Here is a 17,413-nt window from a genome sequence, read left to right as displayed (position 1 = left end):
CCCCGAATGTCAGAGGCGGCGCCTAGCCTCTGGGCATGTCTGAGAACTCCGAGAGTGAGCACGTCGCGGATCTGCCGGGAGAGCCCACCGCCGCGTGGACGGCGGACTGGGCGAACGGGTCTTCCCTGCCGGAGCGTCGGCTGCTGGGCACCTTCACCGGCCATGACGGTCCGGTGACGGCGGTCGGCACCGCGATCGTCGGCGGAAGGCCGGTCGCCGTCTCCGGCAGCCGGGACAACACCGTGCGGATATGGGACGTGGCGACGGGCGTACAGCTCCATGACCCCGTCACCGGCCACACCGATCCGGTGTCGTCGGTGACGGCCGAAGTGCTGTCCGTGGCCACGGCGGTGGCCGACGGGAAGGCCGTCGCGCTCACGCTGCACGCCGACGAGGCGGTCCTCGTGTGGGACCTGGCCACCGGCCGTGAGGCCGGGGAATTCGTCAGGGTGGTGGAGGACACCGTCCTGGACGGGCGCCGCGGCGTCCTCACCCTGGGGGCGGAAGGGACGCTGCGCGTCTGGGACCCGCTCAGCGGCAGGCAGGTCAACGCGTTCCCGTCGGCGATCGACGTCGCGACGCTGGACGACGGGCGCCGTGTCGTCGTCACCCTCGACCGCACGGACGTGAACCGGACCGTGGAGCTGTGGGACCTGGCCCGCGGCCGCCAAGTGGGGGAGTCCCTGCGGGTGGTGAGGACCGTCGACCTCGACGGGCGCATGCTCGCCCTCACCGCCCGGGCTGATGGCGCGGAGCCGGGCGCGTGGGACCTGACCACCGGCCACCCGGCGGAGACCTCCCCGGCCTCCCCGGACCTGTCCCGCGCCGCGGAGGTGCCCGGTGTGTCCGCCCTGACCGTGGTGCAGGGGAGAGCGGTCGCCCTCGGGCTCGACGACGAGGACCCCGAGTTCATCGGCGCCCTGAGCGGTGTCCGTCAACGCGGCGCCTACGTACGGGCCCGGGAGACCACGGTGTCGGGAGGGCGGACGGTAGCCCTCGCCACCGCGGCGGACGGGTCCCTGCGCATCTGGGACCTGACGGCCGACGGCCACCACACGGACGGCACGCGGGTGATCCGAAGCATCGGCGCGACCGGACAGCTGCCTTCCCAGTCCACCGGCACGCCTCGGCAGACACCGCTGTGGCACCTGCTCTCCGACCGCAGGAACGGCCAACTGCTGACCGGTCACACCGGCCACACCGGCCGGGTCTGGGACGTGGCGACGACGGTCCTGGACGGGCGGCCGGTCGCCGTGACCGCGGGCGCCGACCACACACTTCGCGTCTGGGACCTCGGCGACTCGCACACGACGGGGCACGGCGACGCGGGGCAAGGACAAGGGCACAGCGGACCGGTCCTGGCGATCGCGACGGCCGTTCTCGACGGGCGTCCCGTTGCCGTCACGGCAGGCGCCGACCACACCCTGCGCACCTGGGACCTGGCCACCGGCCGGCCGGCCACTGCCCCCGTGACCGGCCCGGAAGGTGAGCCCGCCGCCCTCGCCACGGCGGTGGTGGACGGGCGGGTCGTCATCGTCACCGCCGGTCCGGGCGCCGCAGTGCAGATCCTGGATCCGGCCGCCGCGGGAGACCTCGACGGCCGCTTCCTCACCCACCACGACCGGGTGCTGGCCATGGCCACCGCGACCCTGGACGGCCGCCCCGTCGCCGTCACGGCCGGCAGCGACCGCACCCTGGCCGTCTGGGACCTCACCACCCGTCAGCGGGTCGGCGAGCCCCTCGCGGGCCACTCCAGCCGGGTCACCGCCCTCGCGACGGCCGTGCTGGAGGGACGCCCCGTCGCCGTCACGGGAAGCTGGGACAAGACCGTACGGCTCTGGGACCTCGGCACGGGCCGGCAGATCGGCCAACCCCTCACCGGCCACAGCGACTGGGTGACGGCCGTGGCGACCGTGGTGCTGGACGGGCGGGTCGCCGCGATCAGCAAGAGCCGGGACCGGACCGTACGGCTGTGGGACCTCGCCACCCTGCAGCAGATCGGCGGAGCGCAGACCGGTCACAAGGACTCACACGCAACCCTTGCCGTCACCGTCAAGGACGGCCGGCCGGTCGTGGCCATCGGCCACGAACAGTCCGTGCGCTTCTGGGACCTGGCCACGGGGCGCGAGGCCGCCGACGACCACCTGCTCCCGCTCCCCGTGGGTGCGCTCACCACGGCCCCGGACGGGCGGCTCGTGGTCGCCTACGGCCCGGACCTCGCGGTGCTCAGCCCGGCGCCGCTCCCCGTCGGGAACCCGTGAACCGCCCCGCACCGGGAGGCGGTTCACGGGTTCCCGACGGCGTCGGCCGCCCTGCTCACTCCTCCTGGAGGTACGCGGCGATCATGGCGAGGTCGTTGGCGATGCTCAGGATGCCGCTCGGGTCGGTCGTCGGCGTGGAGGCACCGGTGACGCCGGCGTAGAAGACGTCGTAGCGGCCGCCGCCCTTGTCCAGGTACCCGGCGATCGTGATCGCTCCCACGCCCAGGCGGTCGTTGAGGGCGTCCAGCCCCACGGCGGCGCCGGTCTTGGCGAACACCTTTCCGCGCGCGGGGCAGTCGCGGCAGTTCTCGGCCAGCAGGCCGTCGACGCCGAGGATGGGCAGTGCCTCCCGGAAGAGCTTCGCCTCGGGGTTGCGCTGCCAGTACGTCAGCATCTCCGCCTCCGCCTGCGGCGTGGACCGGTCGACGGGGTTGCCGCCGCGGCCGTCGAGGAGCTGCACCTGCTTGCGGTCGACGCCCGCCTCGTCCAGGAACCCGGCCAGCACCGGGAACCCGTCCATGCAGTCGTGGCTGCCGGTCGTGACGGCCATCAGGCACATGCCCAGGTTGGCGCCCAGGTTGTGGCTGACCTTGAGGATGAGCTTGGCGTACTCGGCGAAGGGAGGCGAGGTGTACACCGCCACGCGCGGCCGGCCCTCGTAGGTGCGGGGCAGCTCGCCTACCGGGTTGGGGCCCGTCGGGCCGGCGGTGACCTCCACCCCGGCCCGTTCGAGCGCCTCGATCAGCGCGGTGCGTCCGAAGGCCGCCGGGTCGGTGACGGGGGCCACCCGCAGTACGGGTTCGGCGCCCGCCGCGATCGTGCCGGACAGCCGGATCCGGGTGCCGTTCCCGGAGGTCGTCACCGTGACGGCGGCCGGCTTGCCCGCCGCCACGGTCTTCACCGTCGAGGTGACGTCGTACGGGGCCACCTTCGGGCGCCAGTCCAGGCGCGCGGGCGCGTCGGCGCGGTCCCCGGGCGTGGTCGTCAGGTCGATGAGGTTGTCGTTGATGATCAGTGGGGTGGGAGTCGGGTCGAGGACCGGGGCCGGGGCGAAGAGCCGGTCGTCCACGATCACGTTCCCGTCCACGCGGGTGATGCCGGAGCGCCGTACCTGCTGGGCTATGAGGTCGATCCCGGCGAGGGGGTTCTCCGGGGTGAGGGTGGCGCCGGGGACGTCATTGGCATAGGTGTGGTCGAGGTTGGTGAACGAGACCGAGCCGTCGGGGCTGGTTCTGCCGCCCATGGTGAGGTCGCCCTGGGCGACCAGGGCGAGGTCACCGGTCAGGGTGGCCCCGCGCCGCTCGCCGACCGCGTAGACCGGTGTCTCGAAGCGGTGGTCGGCACCGAGGGTGTTCCACGCCCCGGACACGCTGAACAGCTTGGCCGTGGACCCGGGGATGAAGAACTGTCCGGGGAACAGGCTGTGGACCACCCGCCCGGAGGCCGGGTCCTTCTGGAGGAGGCCCCACTGGGCGTAGCGGTACTCCGGCTTCCGCATGATCTCCGTGATGCGCGGGTCCAGCGGGCCGGAACCGCCGTCGCCGGACGGTGTCGGGGTCGGGGTCGGCGTGGGCGTCGGGGTGGGTGTCGGCGTTGCTCCGGCCGCTGTCCCCGACATCAGGGCCACGAGCAACAGGGCCGCGCATCCGGCGGCCGTGCGGCGCCCCCGCGATCGGGTGTTCTTTACTCGCACCATGGCACGCCCCGTTCGGCTCGACGGACATGGGCCGCGCCGCCCGGTCAGCGAGCCCCCAGGCCTCTGATCAGCGTGGCACGGCCCCATCCGGCGCGCACTTCGCCCGGCTGTCAACCCGCCGGGCCGCCGTGTCCGCCGGCCGCCCGCGGCCCCGTTCAGTCCACGAGCACGCCGGGGTTGAGGATGCCCCGCGGATCGAGGGCCCCCTTCGCGGCCCGCAGCGCGAGGGCGAAGGGCTCGGGGCGCTGACGGTCGTAGCCCGGACGGTGGTCCCGGCCGACGGCATGGTGGTGGGTGATGGTGGCCCGGTGGCGGTGCAGGACCTCGCCCGCCACGGCCTTGAGGTCGTCCCAGAGGGCGACCTCGTCACCGGCACGGCCTGCGGCGAGGACGGTGAAGTACGGAGCCGCCCCGTCCGGATACACATGAGTCAGACGGCAGTTGACGGTTGCCGGGTGTCCGGTGGCCTTGAGCGCCGCCGCGCCGACCTCGGTGCGCACCGCCTCGATCAGGCCGGGGATCCGGTCCCAGGTGGCCGCAGTCTCGAAGGTCTCCGCGACGGCGCCCATCCTGGCCAGACCGTCGCGGAGGTAGGGCATCCGCAGGAAGGCCGAACGCCAGGCGCCCACGGCCGCGTCACCGCCCGTGTCACCGGCCGCGGCCTCGCCCGGGGCCTGGTCCGGGCCTGCGGCCCCGCCGTACCGGCCGCCGTACGAGCGGGCCACGCCGACGGCCCGTTCGAGCCGGGCGGTCACCGGTTCGTCCGCCGACTCGAAGCCGAGCACCAGCACGGCGGAACCGTCCTGCGCCGCGCCCGACAGCGCGGCCTCACCGGAGTCCAGCAGACGGCAGTTGGCGGGGGAGAGGTCGGACTGTGCGAGGGTGCGCACCGCCCGGAGCGCGTCGTGGAAGTCGGTGAAGGTGACCGCGGCGGACGCCTTGTGGCGGGGGCGTTCCTGCAGGCGGACCCATGCCTCGGTGATGATGCCGAGGGCCCCTTCGGAGCCCAGGAACAGGCGGTCGGGGGAGGGACCCGCCCCGGACGCGGGCAGCCGCCAGGAGCTGCTCGTGCCGGCCGGGGTGACCACGCGCATCGCTTGCACGAAGTCGTCGATGTGCGTGCGGCCGGTGGCGTAGTGGCCGCCGGCCCGGGTGGCGAGCCAGCCCCCCAGGGTGGAGAACTCGAAGCTCTGCGGGAAGTGCCGCAGGGTGAGGCCGTGGGGCCGCAGCTGGTCCTCCAGGCTCGGCCCGAGGGTGCCCGCCTGGATGCGCGCGGCCCGGCCCTCGGTGTCGACCTCCAGGACGCGGCCCATGGCGGTCAGGTCGAGGGACAGCACCGCCCGGTGGGCGTCGCCGCGGTACTCCACGCCCCCGGTGACCGAGGAACCCCCGCCGTACGGGACGACGGCGACCTGCCGGTCACCCGCCCAGTCCAGCAGGTCGGCCACGCCCTGCTCGTCCGTCGGGCGGGCGACGAGATCGGGGATGCGGCCGGGGCGCCCGCGAAGGGCACGCACCACGTCGCGGTACGCCTTTCCCATGGCGTGGGCGGCGCGGTCCCCGGGGTCCGCGGTGACCAGGTGGGCGAGGCTCGGCGGGGGTTCGACGGCGGGGCTCCCGATGCCCAGGTCCCGGATGCGGGGCACCGGGAGCGGGCGGCTGAGGGTGCCGGGCAGCAGGGCGCCCATCGCGGCGCATTCCGCGTCGTCGGGATGCGCGTCCGTCCAGCCCCAGCCCCACCAGGAGCGGGTGCGGGACGTCGGCTGCGTGGTGGTGCCGGACATGGAGGCGCTCCAGAGGTCGAGGTAATTTACCTAGTGGTAAATTACCTACTGATAATATCCGCTCATGGCAACCCCACCTTCGAAAGCCGGTACCAAGGGAGTCCCGCGGGAGCACCGCCGGCAGCAGATGCTCGAGGCGGCCACGGAGGAGTTCGGCACCCGCGGCTACGCGGCCGCGTCGCTCCCCGCGATCGCCGCCCGCGTGGGCGTCACCAAGACGCTGCTGCACCAGTACTTCGGCACCAAGGAGGACCTGTACGTCGCCTGCCTGGTCCCCGTCGGGGACCGGCTCCTGAACGCCATCCGTACGGCGATGGGCCCGGACGGGACCGCTCCGCACACGCCGCTGCGCGTACTGCACGGCGTCTTCACCGCCCTGGAGGGGCGGCGGGAGGCGTGGTTCGTGCTGTACGACACCTCCCTGCCGCCCGGCGGCGAGGCGGCACGCCGGGCCTCGGAGTACTGGTCGGCCATCGACCGGCTCGCCGCCGGCGGCACCGCCGAACTGCTGCGCGCGGCCGGATCCACCGACCCGCTGGACGCCGACGCGCTCAAGTACGTATGGCGGGACCTGGTCGCCACCCTCGTCCGCTGGTGGGTCAAGCACCCGGAGCAGACCCCGGCGGCCATGACGCAGCGCTGCGCCCGCCTGTTCGCGGCGGCCGCCACCCTCACCCCCGACGGCCACTCCGGCTGACCCCGGCGGACGTCCGACCTGTGCTCCGTGTGGAACCGGGTCATGATGGCCAGAGGCCGGCGGGGCCTTCGGGCGGCCGCCGGACCCGCGCACGGCGGCATGTCCGACTCGGGAGGCGACTCGTACGCATGGACGAATCACGCAGGGCCTGGATCATGATCGGCGGCGTCGTCGCCGTCATCCTCTTGGACCTCTTGGCCCTCGTCCTGATGAACACCCTCGGACGATGACCGTCTGACGGCCTTCGGCTCCCATCCCGCTCGGACTCCCACCCTGCTCGGCCTCCCATCCCGCGCGGCCTCCCATCCCGCGCGGCCTCCTGTGCCGCGCCGAGTCCCGCGCCGCGCGGCGACGGTTCCTCGTAGCTGACAGGACCACTCCCGCCCTGGCCCCGTGCCTCCCGTGAGTGCCCTCGCCCGGTTCGGGCCGCTCAACGCCCACCGGTGCCCCTGCCGCATTCCAGCCCATGTCGCCCTCCATTCCTGACGGCTGGTCAATTCCCATCGCCCGAGCGGCAGTCCGGAAGTTTCGCCGTGTGAGGAAGAGAGATGTCCCGGACCCTTGCCGTGTCGCCCCGGTTCGCGAATGATGCTCCGGGCGTGTCGGACGACGGTGGTCGCGATTCGCCCGCCATCCTCGAACCCGACCGGCCAGGAGGCCTGTTGTGCGGACGAACCGTCACATCCAGAGATCAGCCGTGGTCGTCGGCGCCGCCCTCGCGCTGGTCGTCGGGCTTTCCCAGGCGGCCTTCGCGGCGCCACCCCCGGCCCTGCCCGCCCAGGCCGAAGCGATCGAGCAGACCTTCCAGCCGGCGTATGACTACGACACCGACGGCTGCTACCCGACACCCGCCATAGGCCCGACCGGAGTTCTGAACAGCGGACTCAAGCCCACCGGCGCCCTCAACGGCAACTGCCGCGACGCCTCGGACCTCGACAACACCAACGGATACTCCCGCTGGAGCTGCAACAACGGCTGGTGCGCCGTGATGTACGCGCTGTACTTCGAGAAGGACCAGGCCATCCCCGGCATCGAGCTCGGCGGCCACCGCCACGACTGGGAACACGTGGTGGTGTGGATCCAGGGCAACGAGGCCAAGTACGTCGCGACCTCCGCCCACGGCGACTTCAACATCCACGCGCGCGATCAGATCCGCTGGGACGGCACCCACCCCAAGATCGTCTACCACAAGGACGGCGCCAGCACCCACTGCTTCCGCGCGGCGAACACCAACGACGAACCGCCCGAGAACCACCGCCGTGCCTGGCAGTTCCCCGCGCTCGTCGGGTGGTCGGGCTACCCTGCGACACTGCGGGACAAGCTCAGCCAGGCCGATTTCGGCAGCGCCCACTTCGGCCTGAAGGACAGCGCCTACGCATCCCACCTGGCCAAAGCCAAGCCGGCGGGCATCCCATTCGACCCGTATCAGACGTGACCGTTCTCGATGGGTGCCGTCGGCGGGTGAGGCTGCCCTCCATTAGGCCGGGCGGGTGCGGCTGCCGTGTGGCACCCGCCGAACGGGGCGGTCGAACAGAATAGTTGTCCGCGACCACAGGATCGGATTCAGGCTGCAGATCTGGAAGGACGCGTCGTGGACACAGCTTTGCTGGCCCATGTCGAAGCCGTCGTCGGCGAGGGGAAGGCCGTCTTCTCGGCGGACGACGAAGCCGTAGTGGCCTTCGTGCAGGAGGCGATCAGAAGCGGCAGAACCGCTTCCTTCTTCCTGTCCCGCGAGCAGGCCCGCATCCTCAGGAGCTTGCACTGGACGCCCGAGCGCGTCAAAGCGTCACGGCTCGAACCGGTATCGAGTGAGGAGAAGTCGCGGATCGAGTCCGAGCTGGGACTCGGAGACATCGGCTACTTCCGGTTCGCCGACTTCGCGTGCAAGAACGGCCATACGTTCAGTGCGTACGACTTCCTGAAGGAAGGGATCCGCGAACACGGGGTGGATGCGGTGAAGGCGATCTTCGAGCTGAAGAACGCGGCCTTCCTCCGTGTCAACCCGCACTTCGTCGTCACCTGTCCCGACTGCGACCAGACGATGGCGGGCGGCATCGAATACGAGGGCGACACCTACCCGGGATGCTCCTATCCGGATCCGCCGGTCCGCCAGTAGGTCTCCAGGTCTACGCCGGCCCCTGGTCCGCGGGAGGCAGCAGCTCGACGGGGGAGCGCAGGCGAAGTTCCGCGGGGAGGTCCAGGCGGCCCTGCCGGGACGCGACGACGATCTGCCGGACGGCGAGTTTCGCCTCGACCTCGCATTCCGCGGCGCGCACGGTGACCAGCCGGGCGTCGCGGACCACGCCGACCAGTCCGCTGATCCGGAAGACGACGGTGAGACCCACGTCGACGGTCGCGGCCGGGGCGCCGTCCACCAGCACGTCCACCGAAGGGTGGTGGGTGGACGTGATGGCGTGGGTGGCCAGGGCGACGATCTCCTCGCTGCCGGGGTACTGGCGGGTCCGGCGGGCGGCGGCCTTGAGGGCGGTGTGCTTGGACCAGCCGCCCGCGACCAGGGAGACGAGGTCGAGGTCGAGGAACCCGCCGATGACGGAGGCCAGTTCCGCCTCGACCGCCCGGTCCGCCGCGTTCGTCAGACCGCGCAGGCCGGGGAGGAGGCCCGTGCCCGCGTGCTGGTCGTGCAACGCCTCGGTGAGCCCGGGTGCGGCTTGGTCCTCCTCGGTGCCCAGCAGGAAGGACCGGACGGTGAGGGGCTCGGCGACAGGAGCGGTGGTCATCGGTCTTCCTCCTGCACGGTCTGCTCGCCGGGGTCCGTACGCGGCTCCAGCCGTACGGAGTGCCCGGGCGGGCCTATGACGTCGGTCGTCCCCGGGGAGGGGCGCAGCCGGGTGCTGACGTGCTCGTGCACCCAGCGCGGCCCCCGCTGGCGGTGGGACAGCATCGCTGCCCCGGCGGCGGCCAGCAGGCCCACGCCGAGGAGGCTCGAGCCGACCACCCAGCCGACGGGGGTCGAGCTCTGGTCCCCTGGGGTGAGGGTCGGTGGGACGGGCGTCGGCGGGACCGGACTCGGGACCGGACTCGGGGTGGGGCCCGGGCCGGTGGTCTCCGGTTCCGGGGACGGCCCCGGGGCCGTCACGGTGAACGCGGTCTCGGCGGCCTGGCCCGGGTCCGAGGCGCACCGGACGAGCATCGCGTGGTCGCCCGTCGGCTCATCGGCTGCGACCTGGACCCTGGTCTCGAACGTGCCCGCCTCCGATACCTCGGAGGAGCCCAGCGTTCCCCCGTCCCAGAGCAGGTCCACACTCGAACAGTTGAATCCGGAACCGGAGAGGAGGGGTTGCGCCGTACCGGCCTGTCCCTCGTCGGGAACGAACGTCACCACCGGATCCTGATCGGGCGGCAGGGACCCGCCGCCGTCCACCGTGAACGGCGCCGTGGCGACGATCCTGTCGTCCCGGTCGCAGACGGCCCTCACGTCGTGCGCCTCGGGGGCGGCATCGGCCGGGACGGTGATGTCCGCGGTGAACCCGTCCGCACCGGTGGCGACTTCGGCGGATCCGATCGCGCTCCCGTCCCAGAGGAGCGACACCGTACCGGGAAGCTTCCCGGGACAGGACGCGAAACCGGAGCCGTCGACCCGGACGGGCGTCCCCGCCGGGCCCTCGGCCGGGCTCAGGGTCAGGGCGGGGACGGCGAGGGGCGCCACGGTGAAGGTGGCGGTCGCGGTGGACCGTACCGAGTAGACGCAGTCGACGGTCACGGAGTGGGGTCCGGCCGGGGCATCGTCCGGAACGGAGAAGGAGAGCTCGAACGCCCCGTCGGCGTTGCTGTCGGTGGCGCCGACTTGGCTGTCGTCCCAGCGGACGCGGACGTTGTCGCGCGCCCCCACGGCGGTGTTGGCCGTCGGGCCGCTGCCACAGGACCCGCTGACGACGACCGGGGTTCCGGGGGAGCCCTGGTCCGGCGTGAGGACGATCGAGGCGGCCGCCCGGGCCTGGGCGGGCGGTGCGGCGACGGGTGATCCCCACGCGACCGCCGTGCTCAGAAGCACTGCGGTCAGCGATCGGCCGGACCATCGGACAACGGCAGACATGACCCTCCGTGAGCTGTCTCCCATTCTCCTCCGCCCGCCCGGTACCCGCCCCTCGTCACGCGGCAGGCCGTGGCCCGGGCAGCCGGCTCGGTCGGACCGGTCGGACCGGTCGGACCGCGGTCCCGGTCACTGCGCCCACATGAGCCAGGGGTCGTCGCGGCAGTCCCGCTGGAGTACCGGCGCGTTCGCCCCGTCACCCGGTCGTGCCCCGGCGCACTTGCCGCTGTGGACGTTGACCAGCTGCCAGGCACGGTGCCCGCCGTCGTAGCGCACGTTCCAGAACTGGTCGGGGAACAGTCCCTCCCGGTCGCCGCACACGTAGTGGGTGACGGCGGCGTCGTTGGTGGTCCGGGCCGCGTCGACGGACAGGCACATGCCGCTGAACCGGTTGCGGACCGAGTAGACGGTGCCCGACGGGTCGGTCGTCTCCCGGGTGAGGTACCACTCCTGCTCCGCGATCCCACCGCAGTCGGCCTGGACGATGCCGTCCGCGGCCGTGTTGCTCCGGAGCGGTACGGCCAGGCACAGGCGGCTGCCGTCGTTCACCAACCGGAACAGGCCGCCCGGCGGCTCCTTAGGGCCCGGCTCCTTCGAGGGGGTGGGCTGCGGGCTCACGGGGGCGGAGCCGGGGGTGGGAGCCGGACCGGCGCCAGGGGCCCGCGAGTCCGGGTTCGGAGACGGGGCCGGGGACGGCGAGCGGTCCGACGGGGTGGAGCTCCCCGGGGAGGGGCTGGGCGCCGTGGGAGTGGGGGTGGACGTGGGCGTGGGCGCAGGGGACCGTACGTCGGCACCAGAAGCCCGCGCGTACTGCTGAAGAGGGCCGAGCGGAGCCTGGGTCCACACCGGCTGCTGCCCGGTGGCGACGACCACGGCCGTCGCGGCGGACGCCGCGAGCGCCAGGACCGCCAGGACGATGGCCGCTGCGACGGCGGCCAGGGAGGAACGGGGCAGGCCGCGGTGCGGGGCAGCGGGGGCCAGGCCCGCCGGTACCGGCACCATGGGCAGGGCGTCGTCCGGTCGGGGCGGCGGAGCCGTCCGCATGTGGACCCGAGCCGCGGAGGGACGGTCGGTCCGCTCCAGGACGACACCCTCCAGGGGAGCCCGGCCGCCGCCGGGAACGTCCTTCGACTCCCGCCACAGGCCCTGCACTTCGTACGCGCTGTGGGCCAGCGCATCCGCCGTGCGGGCCAGCGCCAGCGCCAGGTCGTCGCTGGCCGTCGGTGACGGCCCGGACCCGGCGGACAGGGCGGCCCGGTTCTGCTCCTGCGCCCGTTCCAGCACGTGGCGGGCGGCCCGGTGGAGGGACCGGACCGTCTCCAGCTCACGGAACGCCCGGTCCACGAGGCCGCCCACCGTGGCTTCGGATTCCGGCTCCGACTCCGACTCCGGCTCCGGCTTCGGATTCGGCTCCCGTTCCGGCGGCTCGGCCCCGGGGCCGGCCTTCTCCCCGAGCAGCGTGGCCAGGAGCGCGAGCAGGCTCCGTACGAGCCCTTCGGCCGCGGCGAGGTCGGCCTCGGCACGCCGCAACGCCTCGTCGAGCCTCGGCCGGGGACCCGCTTCCGCCTCGGCGACCAGTGCCGCCTCGTGCAGCCGGCGCGCCCGCTGGAGCATCGCCTGGCGTCCGCGGCCGTCGCGCACCCGGTCCCGTACGACGGCGTTGAGCCTGCCCAGGGGGACGACCCGCGCGCCGCTGCGGTACTCGCTCCACATCGTCTTGCCGCCGCCGTAGCGCTGCGCGAGTTCCCGGACCGTCAGCTCGGCGGTGAGTTCCGCCAGGAACCGGGCCAGGTCATCGGCCGCCGACGTCGCGCCCTTCATGGCCCCTTGTGGTCGGCCTGTCCTGCCCATCCGGTCCCCCCGGTTGTCCGCGGACAACCCCCGTTGTCCGTCACTCTCCCCCGGCTGACCTGCGCGGTCGGCTCCGGGCCGTGCGGCCAACTCCGCTGCCCGGCAGTGTCGGGCCGCGGAACGGCACCAGGGAACACCGGTTCGACGGTGCCGTCCACCACAAGGCGCGCCCTTGTCTCGAATCCACCGGGTAAGCGGCGCGAGTACGACCCAACTCACCACAGGAGGTACGTTGAACAGCACGAGCAAGTTGGCGGGACGGGTGTTCCGGATCGCCGCCGCGGTCTTCGCGGCATCCGCCCTGACGCTCGCGGGAGCGGGCTCCTCGACGGCCGACACCTCGCCGGCTGGGTCTGCGGCCGCGTCGGCGGCGGTGTCCGCGTCCGTGTCTTCGTCGATTCCGGCGTCCTCGGCGGCACCCACCACCGACCTGGTCGCCCGGTCCGCCTCCGGGCAGGCCGTGGGTGTCCAGGCCGTCTCCACCCGGCGCCTCAGGAGCGTGGCCACCGGTCTGTGCGTGGACGACAGCAACGTCGGCCTGCGCCACTTCGGGTGCCAGGACCGATGGGGTCAGTACGCGAACTTCCAGAAGTTCGACTTCATCCACCTGGGCGGTGCCACGTACGTCATCAAGAACTGGGCCACGGGCCAGTGCGTGGACGACAGCAACATCGGCCTGCGGCACTTCGGTTGCCAGGACCAGAACGGACCGTACGCCAACTACCAGCGGTTCGAGCTGTTCGGGACCACGGACGGCAGCTTCGTCCTGAAGAACTGGGCCACCGGTCTGTGCATCGACGACAGCAACGTGGGCCTGCGGCACTTCGGTTGCCAGGACCAGAACGGCCCCTACGCCAACTACCAGCGGTTCCGGCTCGACACGTACTGATCGGGGGCGCCGCTCCCGTAGAGCGGCCGGCCTGAAGGCGAGAGACGCCGTGCGGTGCGGATCCGGGGGACCGCATCGCACGGCGGCATTTCCCGGAAACGGCAACAAAATTTGCTGATACCGCACGGCGCGCGCACGCTCCTGCGCATGCACCCACACAGTGACTCCAGACCCGCGGTTCGCCGGGCGCTCGCCGCCCTTTCGCTCTCCGTGCTGCTGTCCTCGCTCGGCACCAGCATCGCCAATGTCGGCCTGCCGACGCTGGCCCAGGCCTTCGGCGCCTCCTTCCAGGAGGTCCAGTGGATCGTCCTCGCCTACCTCCTCGCCATCACCACCCTGATCGTCGGCGCCGGACGGCTCGGCGACATCGTCGGCCGCCGACGGCTGCTCCTGGCCGGGATCCTCCTGTTCACGGTGGCCTCCGTGCTGTGCGGCGCCGCGCCCACGCTCTGGCTGCTGATCGCCGCCCGGGCGGCGCAGGGCCTCGGAGCGGCCGTCATGATGGCCCTCACCATGGCTTTCGTCGGTGAGACCGTCCCGAAGGCGAAGACCGGCAGCGCCATGGGGCTGCTCGGCACGATGTCCGCCGTCGGCACCGCGCTCGGTCCCTCGCTCGGCGGTGTCCTGATCTCCGGGTTCGGCTGGCGGGCGATCTTCCTCGTCAACGCCCCGCTGGGAATCCTGACCCTTCTCCTCGCCCACCGGCACCTGCCGGTCGACCGGCGCGGGCCCACGGCCGGCCGGGCCGGCTTCGACCATGTCGGCACGCTGCTGCTCGCGTTGACGCTCGCGGCGTACGCGCTCGCCGTGACCCTGGGGCGCGGCGCGTTCGGTGCGCTCAACGGGGCACTGCTGGTGGCCGCCACCTGCGGTGCCGGCCTCTTCGTGCGCGCCGAGGCGAGAGCGGCGTCCCCCTGATCCGGTTGCGGACGCTCCGCGATCCGAGGCTGAGCGGGGGCCTCGCCACGAGCGCCCTCGTCTCGACGGTGATGATGTCGACGCTGGTGGTCGGGCCGTTCTACCTCTCTCGTACCCTCGGGCTCCAAGAGGCCCTCGTCGGACTCGTCCTGTCGGTCGGTCCGCTCGTCGCCGCCCTGGCCGGCGTTCCGGCCGGTCGTATCGCGGACCGCTTCGGCGCGCCACGCATGACCATCGCCGGGCTCGCCGCCATGGCGGCCGGATCCGCCGTCCTGTCCGCGATGCCGGCGCGGCTCGGCGTCGCCGGTTACGTGGCACCCATGGTCGTCGTCACGGCCGGCTACGTGGTGTTCCAGACGGCCAACAACACCGCCGTCATGGCCGATGTCCTCCCGGACCGGCGGGGCGTGGTCTCCGGCCTGCTCAACCTGTCGCGCAACCTCGGCCTCATCACGGGGGCATCGGTCATGGGCGCCGTGTTCGCTCTCGCATCGGCGACGACCGACGTGACCACGGCGCGCCCCGAGGCCGTCGCCACCGGCATGCGGGTCACCTTCGCCGTCGCGGCGGTCCTGATCGTCCTTGCGCTCACCGTTGCCATCGGAAGCCGCGTACGCGGTCGGGCCACGCAGCCCACAGGGGAGTCCGGCACGACCCCGTCGGAGGGTCGTCAGCCGACGCGCCTGCGGAAGACCCAGTAGGTCCAGGCCTGGTAGGCGAGGACGACGGGGGTCATGAAGGCCGCGACCCAGGTCAGGATCGTCAGCGTGTACGGGCTCGCGGCCGAACCGGCCACGGTCAGGCTCCAGTCGGGATCGGTCGAGGACGGCATCACATCGGGGAACAGGGCCAGGAAGAGCGTCGCGACCGTGGCCGCGACTGCCAGCGCGGACAGCGCGAACGCCCTCCCGTCCCTGCCCAGCGCGGTCTGTTCGACGGTGGCGACCAGCGCCACGACGGCGACGCTCAGCACGATGAGGCCGTACACCGGCCCGCCGTGGTGCACCTGTGTCCAGAACAGGAAGGCGCCGGTGACCACGGTCGTGACGTCGGCCAGCGGCCGTACCCGGGACCGGGCCCGGCGGCGTACGGCGCCGGTCGTCTTCAGCGCGGCGAAGAGCGTTCCGTGGAGGGTGAACAGACACAGGGTGGTCAGCGCGCCGAGGAGCGCGTACGGGTGGAGGAGATCGAGCAGGCCGCCGGTGACGTTCCCGTCCGGACCGATGGGCACGCCCCGCACCATGTTGGCGAAGACCAGTCCCCACAGGGCGGAGCAGACCAGCGAGGTCCAGAACACGCAGCGGTCGCAGACCCGCCGCCACACTTCGTCGTCGCGCTTGTGCCGGTACTCCAGGGCGACACCGCGCACGATCAGGCAGACCACCACGGCGAGGATCGGCAGGTAGAAGCCGCTGCACAGGGTGGCGTACCAGTCGGGGAAGGCGGCGAAGGTCGCGCCGACGGCGGTCAGCATCCAGACCTCGTTGCCGTCCCAGACGGGGCCGATGGTGGCGAGCAGTACGCCGCGTTCCTCGGTGTCGCGGGCGAGGATCCCGGTGAGTATGCCGATGCCGAAGTCGAAGCCTTCGAGGAAGAAGTAGCCGGTCCACAGGAAGGCGATCAGTACGAACCAGAGGTCGTGCAGGTGCATGGTGGTGGTCGTCCCGGGGTGCGTGTCAGTAGGTGAAGGCCAGGGGGCGGTGGCCGGATGCTTCCGGCGGTGCCTCCCCGGTCTGCGGGCCGGCCTTCGCGTACCGGGTCAGCAGCCTGACCTCGATGACGGCGAGCGCGGCGTAGAGCAGGGTGAAGGTGGTCAGGGAGATGACGGTGGAGGTGGTGGAGACGCCGGGGGAGACCGCGTCACGGGTCTTCATCAGTCCGTTGACGGCCCACGGCTGGCGGCCCATCTCGGTGAAGATCCAGCCGAACGAGTTGGCGATCAGCGGGAATCCGAGGGTGAGTGTTGCGGTCCGCCAGTACCAGGTGGTGAGGAAGGGGCCGAGTTCGCGGCGTCGGGTGAGCATCAGCCGCGGCACTTCGTCTTCCCCGGTGCGCAGTGGCGGGTCGAGCCGGCGCCGGCTGCGGGTCAGCCAGAGGCCGGCCGCGCCGCCCGCGAAGGAGACCATGCCGAAGCCGATCATCAGGCGGAAGCCCCAGAAGGTCATGAAGACGTCGGGGATGTAGTCCTCGGGCATGCCGCCGTACCGGGCGGCTTCCCGGCGGGCGGTGTCGTTGACGCCGGGCACGGAGCCCGTGAGGTCGTGGTGCGCGAAGAAGGACAGTACGCCGGGGATCTCGACGGCGACGTCGTTGCGGCCCTCGTCCACATCGCCGACCGCGAAGACGGAGAAGGGCGCGGGTGCCCGGGTGTCCCACAGGGCCTCGGCCGCGGCCATCTTCATCGGCTGCTGTTCGAACATGACCTGGCCGAGGCTGTCGCCGCTGACGGCGGTGGCCAGGCCGGCGGTCACCGCGAGGGTGAGGCCGAGGCGCAGCGAGGTGCGCATGACGGCCACCGGCGTCCGCCCGCCGGAAGCCGGCCCGGCTCCGTTCCGCTTGGCCCGCCGCAGGTGGAAGGCGGAGATTCCGACGACGAAGGCGGCGCCGGTCAGGAAGGAGGCGCTGAGGGTGTGCCACGCCTGGACCAGGGTGGTGTGCTGCGTCAGTACGGCCCACACGTGGGTGAGTCGTGCCCTGCCGGTGGCCTTGTCGAGGGCGTAGCCGACGGGGTGCTGCATCCAGGAGTTCGCCGCGAGGATGAAGTACGAGGACAGGATCGTGCCGATCGAGACCAGCCAGATACACAGGCAGTGGAGCTTCTTCGGCAGTCTGTCCCAGCCGAAGATCCACAGGCCGATGAAGGTGGACTCCAGGAAGAACGCGACCAGCGCCTCGAAGGCGAGCGGGGCCCCGAAGATGTCACCGACGAATCGCGAGTAGTCGGACCAGTTCATGCCGAACTGGAACTCCTGGACGATGCCGGTGACGACACCCATCGCGATATTGATCAAGAAGAGCTTTCCCCAGAACTTCGTGGCGTGGAAGTACTTCTCCTTGCCCGTACGCACCCACGCGGTCTCCAGCCCCGCGGTGATCGCCGCCAGGCTGATGGTGAACGGTACGAAGAGGAAGTGGTAGACGGTGGTGATGCCGAACTGCCAGCGGGCCATCGTCTCCGGCGCCAGTGCCAGTGCCTGTGCCGTGTTCACGAGGCCGCCTTCAGCGCGGGGGTCTTGGTGCTCATGCCCCGACCCTCGGCCGCCGCG

At 72.2% G+C, this 17,413-nt stretch carries 14 protein-coding genes; 7 read left to right on the top strand and 7 right to left on the bottom strand.

Annotation, left to right across the window (positions count from 1 at the left end; translation table 11 throughout):
- The first annotated feature begins 35 nt into the window (after window positions 1–35).
- The gene (locus tag JIW86_RS07155; RefSeq protein ID WP_257553006.1) at window positions 36–2,261 is read left to right on the top strand and encodes a WD40 repeat domain-containing protein; all 2,226 of its coding nucleotides are present in this window, start codon (window positions 36–38) and stop codon (window positions 2,259–2,261) included.
- Between the two features lie 55 nt (window positions 2,262–2,316).
- Here JIW86_RS07155 and dacB read toward each other — a convergent pair whose 3' ends face one another.
- Both dacB and JIW86_RS07145 read right to left on the bottom strand, forming a co-directional pair.
- A complete protein-coding gene (dacB, locus tag JIW86_RS07150; RefSeq protein ID WP_257553005.1) occupies window positions 2,317–3,957 on the bottom strand; it encodes a D-alanyl-D-alanine carboxypeptidase/D-alanyl-D-alanine-endopeptidase in 1,641 nt (546 codons plus the stop codon).
- A gap of 155 nt (window positions 3,958–4,112) precedes the next feature.
- A complete protein-coding gene (locus JIW86_RS07145) occupies window positions 4,113–5,741 on the bottom strand; it encodes an FAD-binding oxidoreductase (RefSeq protein WP_257553004.1) in 1,629 nt (542 codons plus the stop codon).
- A gap of 64 nt (window positions 5,742–5,805) precedes the next feature.
- On the opposite strand from JIW86_RS07145, the gene JIW86_RS07140 reads away from it, so the two are divergent.
- The 3 genes from JIW86_RS07140 (at window position 5,806) to JIW86_RS07130 (ending at window position 8,554) form a co-directional block, all read left to right on the top strand.
- On the top strand, window positions 5,806–6,438 hold the full coding sequence (locus tag JIW86_RS07140; protein ID WP_257553003.1) for a TetR/AcrR family transcriptional regulator: 633 nt from the start codon (window positions 5,806–5,808) through the stop codon (window positions 6,436–6,438).
- Between the two features lie 664 nt (window positions 6,439–7,102).
- The gene (locus JIW86_RS07135; RefSeq protein WP_257553002.1) at window positions 7,103–7,873 is read left to right on the top strand and encodes an NPP1 family protein; all 771 of its coding nucleotides are present in this window, start codon (window positions 7,103–7,105) and stop codon (window positions 7,871–7,873) included.
- A 156-nt stretch (window positions 7,874–8,029) separates the two neighbouring features.
- Window positions 8,030–8,554 carry a hypothetical protein gene (locus tag JIW86_RS07130; RefSeq protein WP_257553001.1) on the top strand — a complete coding sequence of 175 codons (525 nt, stop codon included), beginning with the start codon at window positions 8,030–8,032 and terminating at the stop codon, window positions 8,552–8,554.
- Between the two features lie 10 nt (window positions 8,555–8,564).
- Here JIW86_RS07130 and JIW86_RS07125 read toward each other — a convergent pair whose 3' ends face one another.
- The 3 genes from JIW86_RS07125 to JIW86_RS07115 all read right to left on the bottom strand — a co-directional run bounded on the left by JIW86_RS07125 (window position 8,565) and on the right by JIW86_RS07115 (window position 12,310).
- The gene (locus tag JIW86_RS07125; RefSeq protein ID WP_215148945.1) at window positions 8,565–9,176 is read right to left on the bottom strand and encodes a hypothetical protein; all 612 of its coding nucleotides are present in this window, start codon (window positions 9,174–9,176) and stop codon (window positions 8,565–8,567) included.
- The gene (locus JIW86_RS07120) at window positions 9,173–10,450 is read right to left on the bottom strand and encodes a hypothetical protein (protein ID WP_257553000.1); all 1,278 of its coding nucleotides are present in this window, start codon (window positions 10,448–10,450) and stop codon (window positions 9,173–9,175) included. The genes JIW86_RS07125 and JIW86_RS07120 overlap by 4 nt, the downstream gene beginning before the upstream one ends.
- Before the next feature lie 168 nt (window positions 10,451–10,618).
- The gene (locus JIW86_RS07115) at window positions 10,619–12,310 is read right to left on the bottom strand and encodes an RICIN domain-containing protein (protein WP_257552999.1); all 1,692 of its coding nucleotides are present in this window, start codon (window positions 12,308–12,310) and stop codon (window positions 10,619–10,621) included.
- Between the two features lie 262 nt (window positions 12,311–12,572).
- Here JIW86_RS07115 and JIW86_RS07110 point away from each other — a divergent pair, with 262 nt between their 5' ends.
- From JIW86_RS07110 to JIW86_RS07100, 3 genes are all read left to right on the top strand, one after another.
- A complete protein-coding gene (locus JIW86_RS07110; RefSeq protein ID WP_257552998.1) occupies window positions 12,573–13,229 on the top strand; it encodes an RICIN domain-containing protein in 657 nt (218 codons plus the stop codon).
- A gap of 147 nt (window positions 13,230–13,376) precedes the next feature.
- Complete coding sequence (locus JIW86_RS07105; RefSeq protein WP_257552997.1) at window positions 13,377–14,147, top strand: MFS transporter; 771 nt, start codon at window positions 13,377–13,379, stop codon at window positions 14,145–14,147.
- Window positions 14,148–14,152: 5 nt separating this feature from the next.
- Window positions 14,153–14,848 carry an MFS transporter gene (locus tag JIW86_RS07100; RefSeq protein WP_257552996.1) on the top strand — a complete coding sequence of 232 codons (696 nt, stop codon included), beginning with the start codon at window positions 14,153–14,155 and terminating at the stop codon, window positions 14,846–14,848.
- On the opposite strand, the gene cydB is transcribed toward JIW86_RS07100, so the two are convergent.
- Together cydB and JIW86_RS07090 are read right to left on the bottom strand one after the other, a co-directional pair.
- A complete protein-coding gene (cydB, locus tag JIW86_RS07095) occupies window positions 14,818–15,798 on the bottom strand; it encodes a cytochrome d ubiquinol oxidase subunit II (RefSeq protein ID WP_257552995.1) in 981 nt (326 codons plus the stop codon). The two genes, JIW86_RS07100 and cydB, sit on opposite strands and share 31 nt — an antisense overlap.
- Before the next feature lie 25 nt (window positions 15,799–15,823).
- Complete coding sequence (locus tag JIW86_RS07090) at window positions 15,824–17,317, bottom strand: cytochrome ubiquinol oxidase subunit I (protein ID WP_257559244.1); 1,494 nt, start codon at window positions 17,315–17,317, stop codon at window positions 15,824–15,826.
- Between the last annotated feature and the right edge of the window lie 96 nt (window positions 17,318–17,413).

Source organism: Streptomyces sp. NBC_00162, assembly GCF_024611995.1.
In the GTDB taxonomy this organism is placed as follows: Bacteria; Actinomycetota; Actinomycetes; order Streptomycetales; family Streptomycetaceae; genus Streptomyces.
The sequence above is the reverse complement of the archived record's forward strand: the minus strand, read 5'-3'. Positions and strand labels throughout refer to the sequence as shown.

What these genes read in the sequence shown, in the direction of transcription:
- JIW86_RS07155 (WP_257553006.1), top strand. Translation starts at nt 36, where the DNA reads ATGTCTGAGAACTCCGAGAGTGAGCACGTCGCGGATCTGCCGGGAGAG.
- dacB (WP_257553005.1), bottom strand. Translation starts at nt 3,957, where the DNA reads ATGGTGCGAGTAAAGAACACCCGATCGCGGGGGCGCCGCACGGCCGCC.
- JIW86_RS07145 (WP_257553004.1), bottom strand. Translation starts at nt 5,741, where the DNA reads ATGTCCGGCACCACCACGCAGCCGACGTCCCGCACCCGCTCCTGGTGG.
- JIW86_RS07140 (WP_257553003.1), top strand. Translation starts at nt 5,806, where the DNA reads ATGGCAACCCCACCTTCGAAAGCCGGTACCAAGGGAGTCCCGCGGGAG.
- JIW86_RS07125 (WP_215148945.1), bottom strand. Translation starts at nt 9,176, where the DNA reads ATGACCACCGCTCCTGTCGCCGAGCCCCTCACCGTCCGGTCCTTCCTG.
- JIW86_RS07115 (WP_257552999.1), bottom strand. Translation starts at nt 12,310, where the DNA reads ATGAAGGGCGCGACGTCGGCGGCCGATGACCTGGCCCGGTTCCTGGCG.
- JIW86_RS07105 (WP_257552997.1), top strand. Translation starts at nt 13,377, where the DNA reads ATGCACCCACACAGTGACTCCAGACCCGCGGTTCGCCGGGCGCTCGCC.
- cydB (WP_257552995.1), bottom strand. Translation starts at nt 15,798, where the DNA reads ATGCACCTGCACGACCTCTGGTTCGTACTGATCGCCTTCCTGTGGACC.
- JIW86_RS07090 (WP_257559244.1), bottom strand. Translation starts at nt 17,317, where the DNA reads ATGGCCCGCTGGCAGTTCGGCATCACCACCGTCTACCACTTCCTCTTC.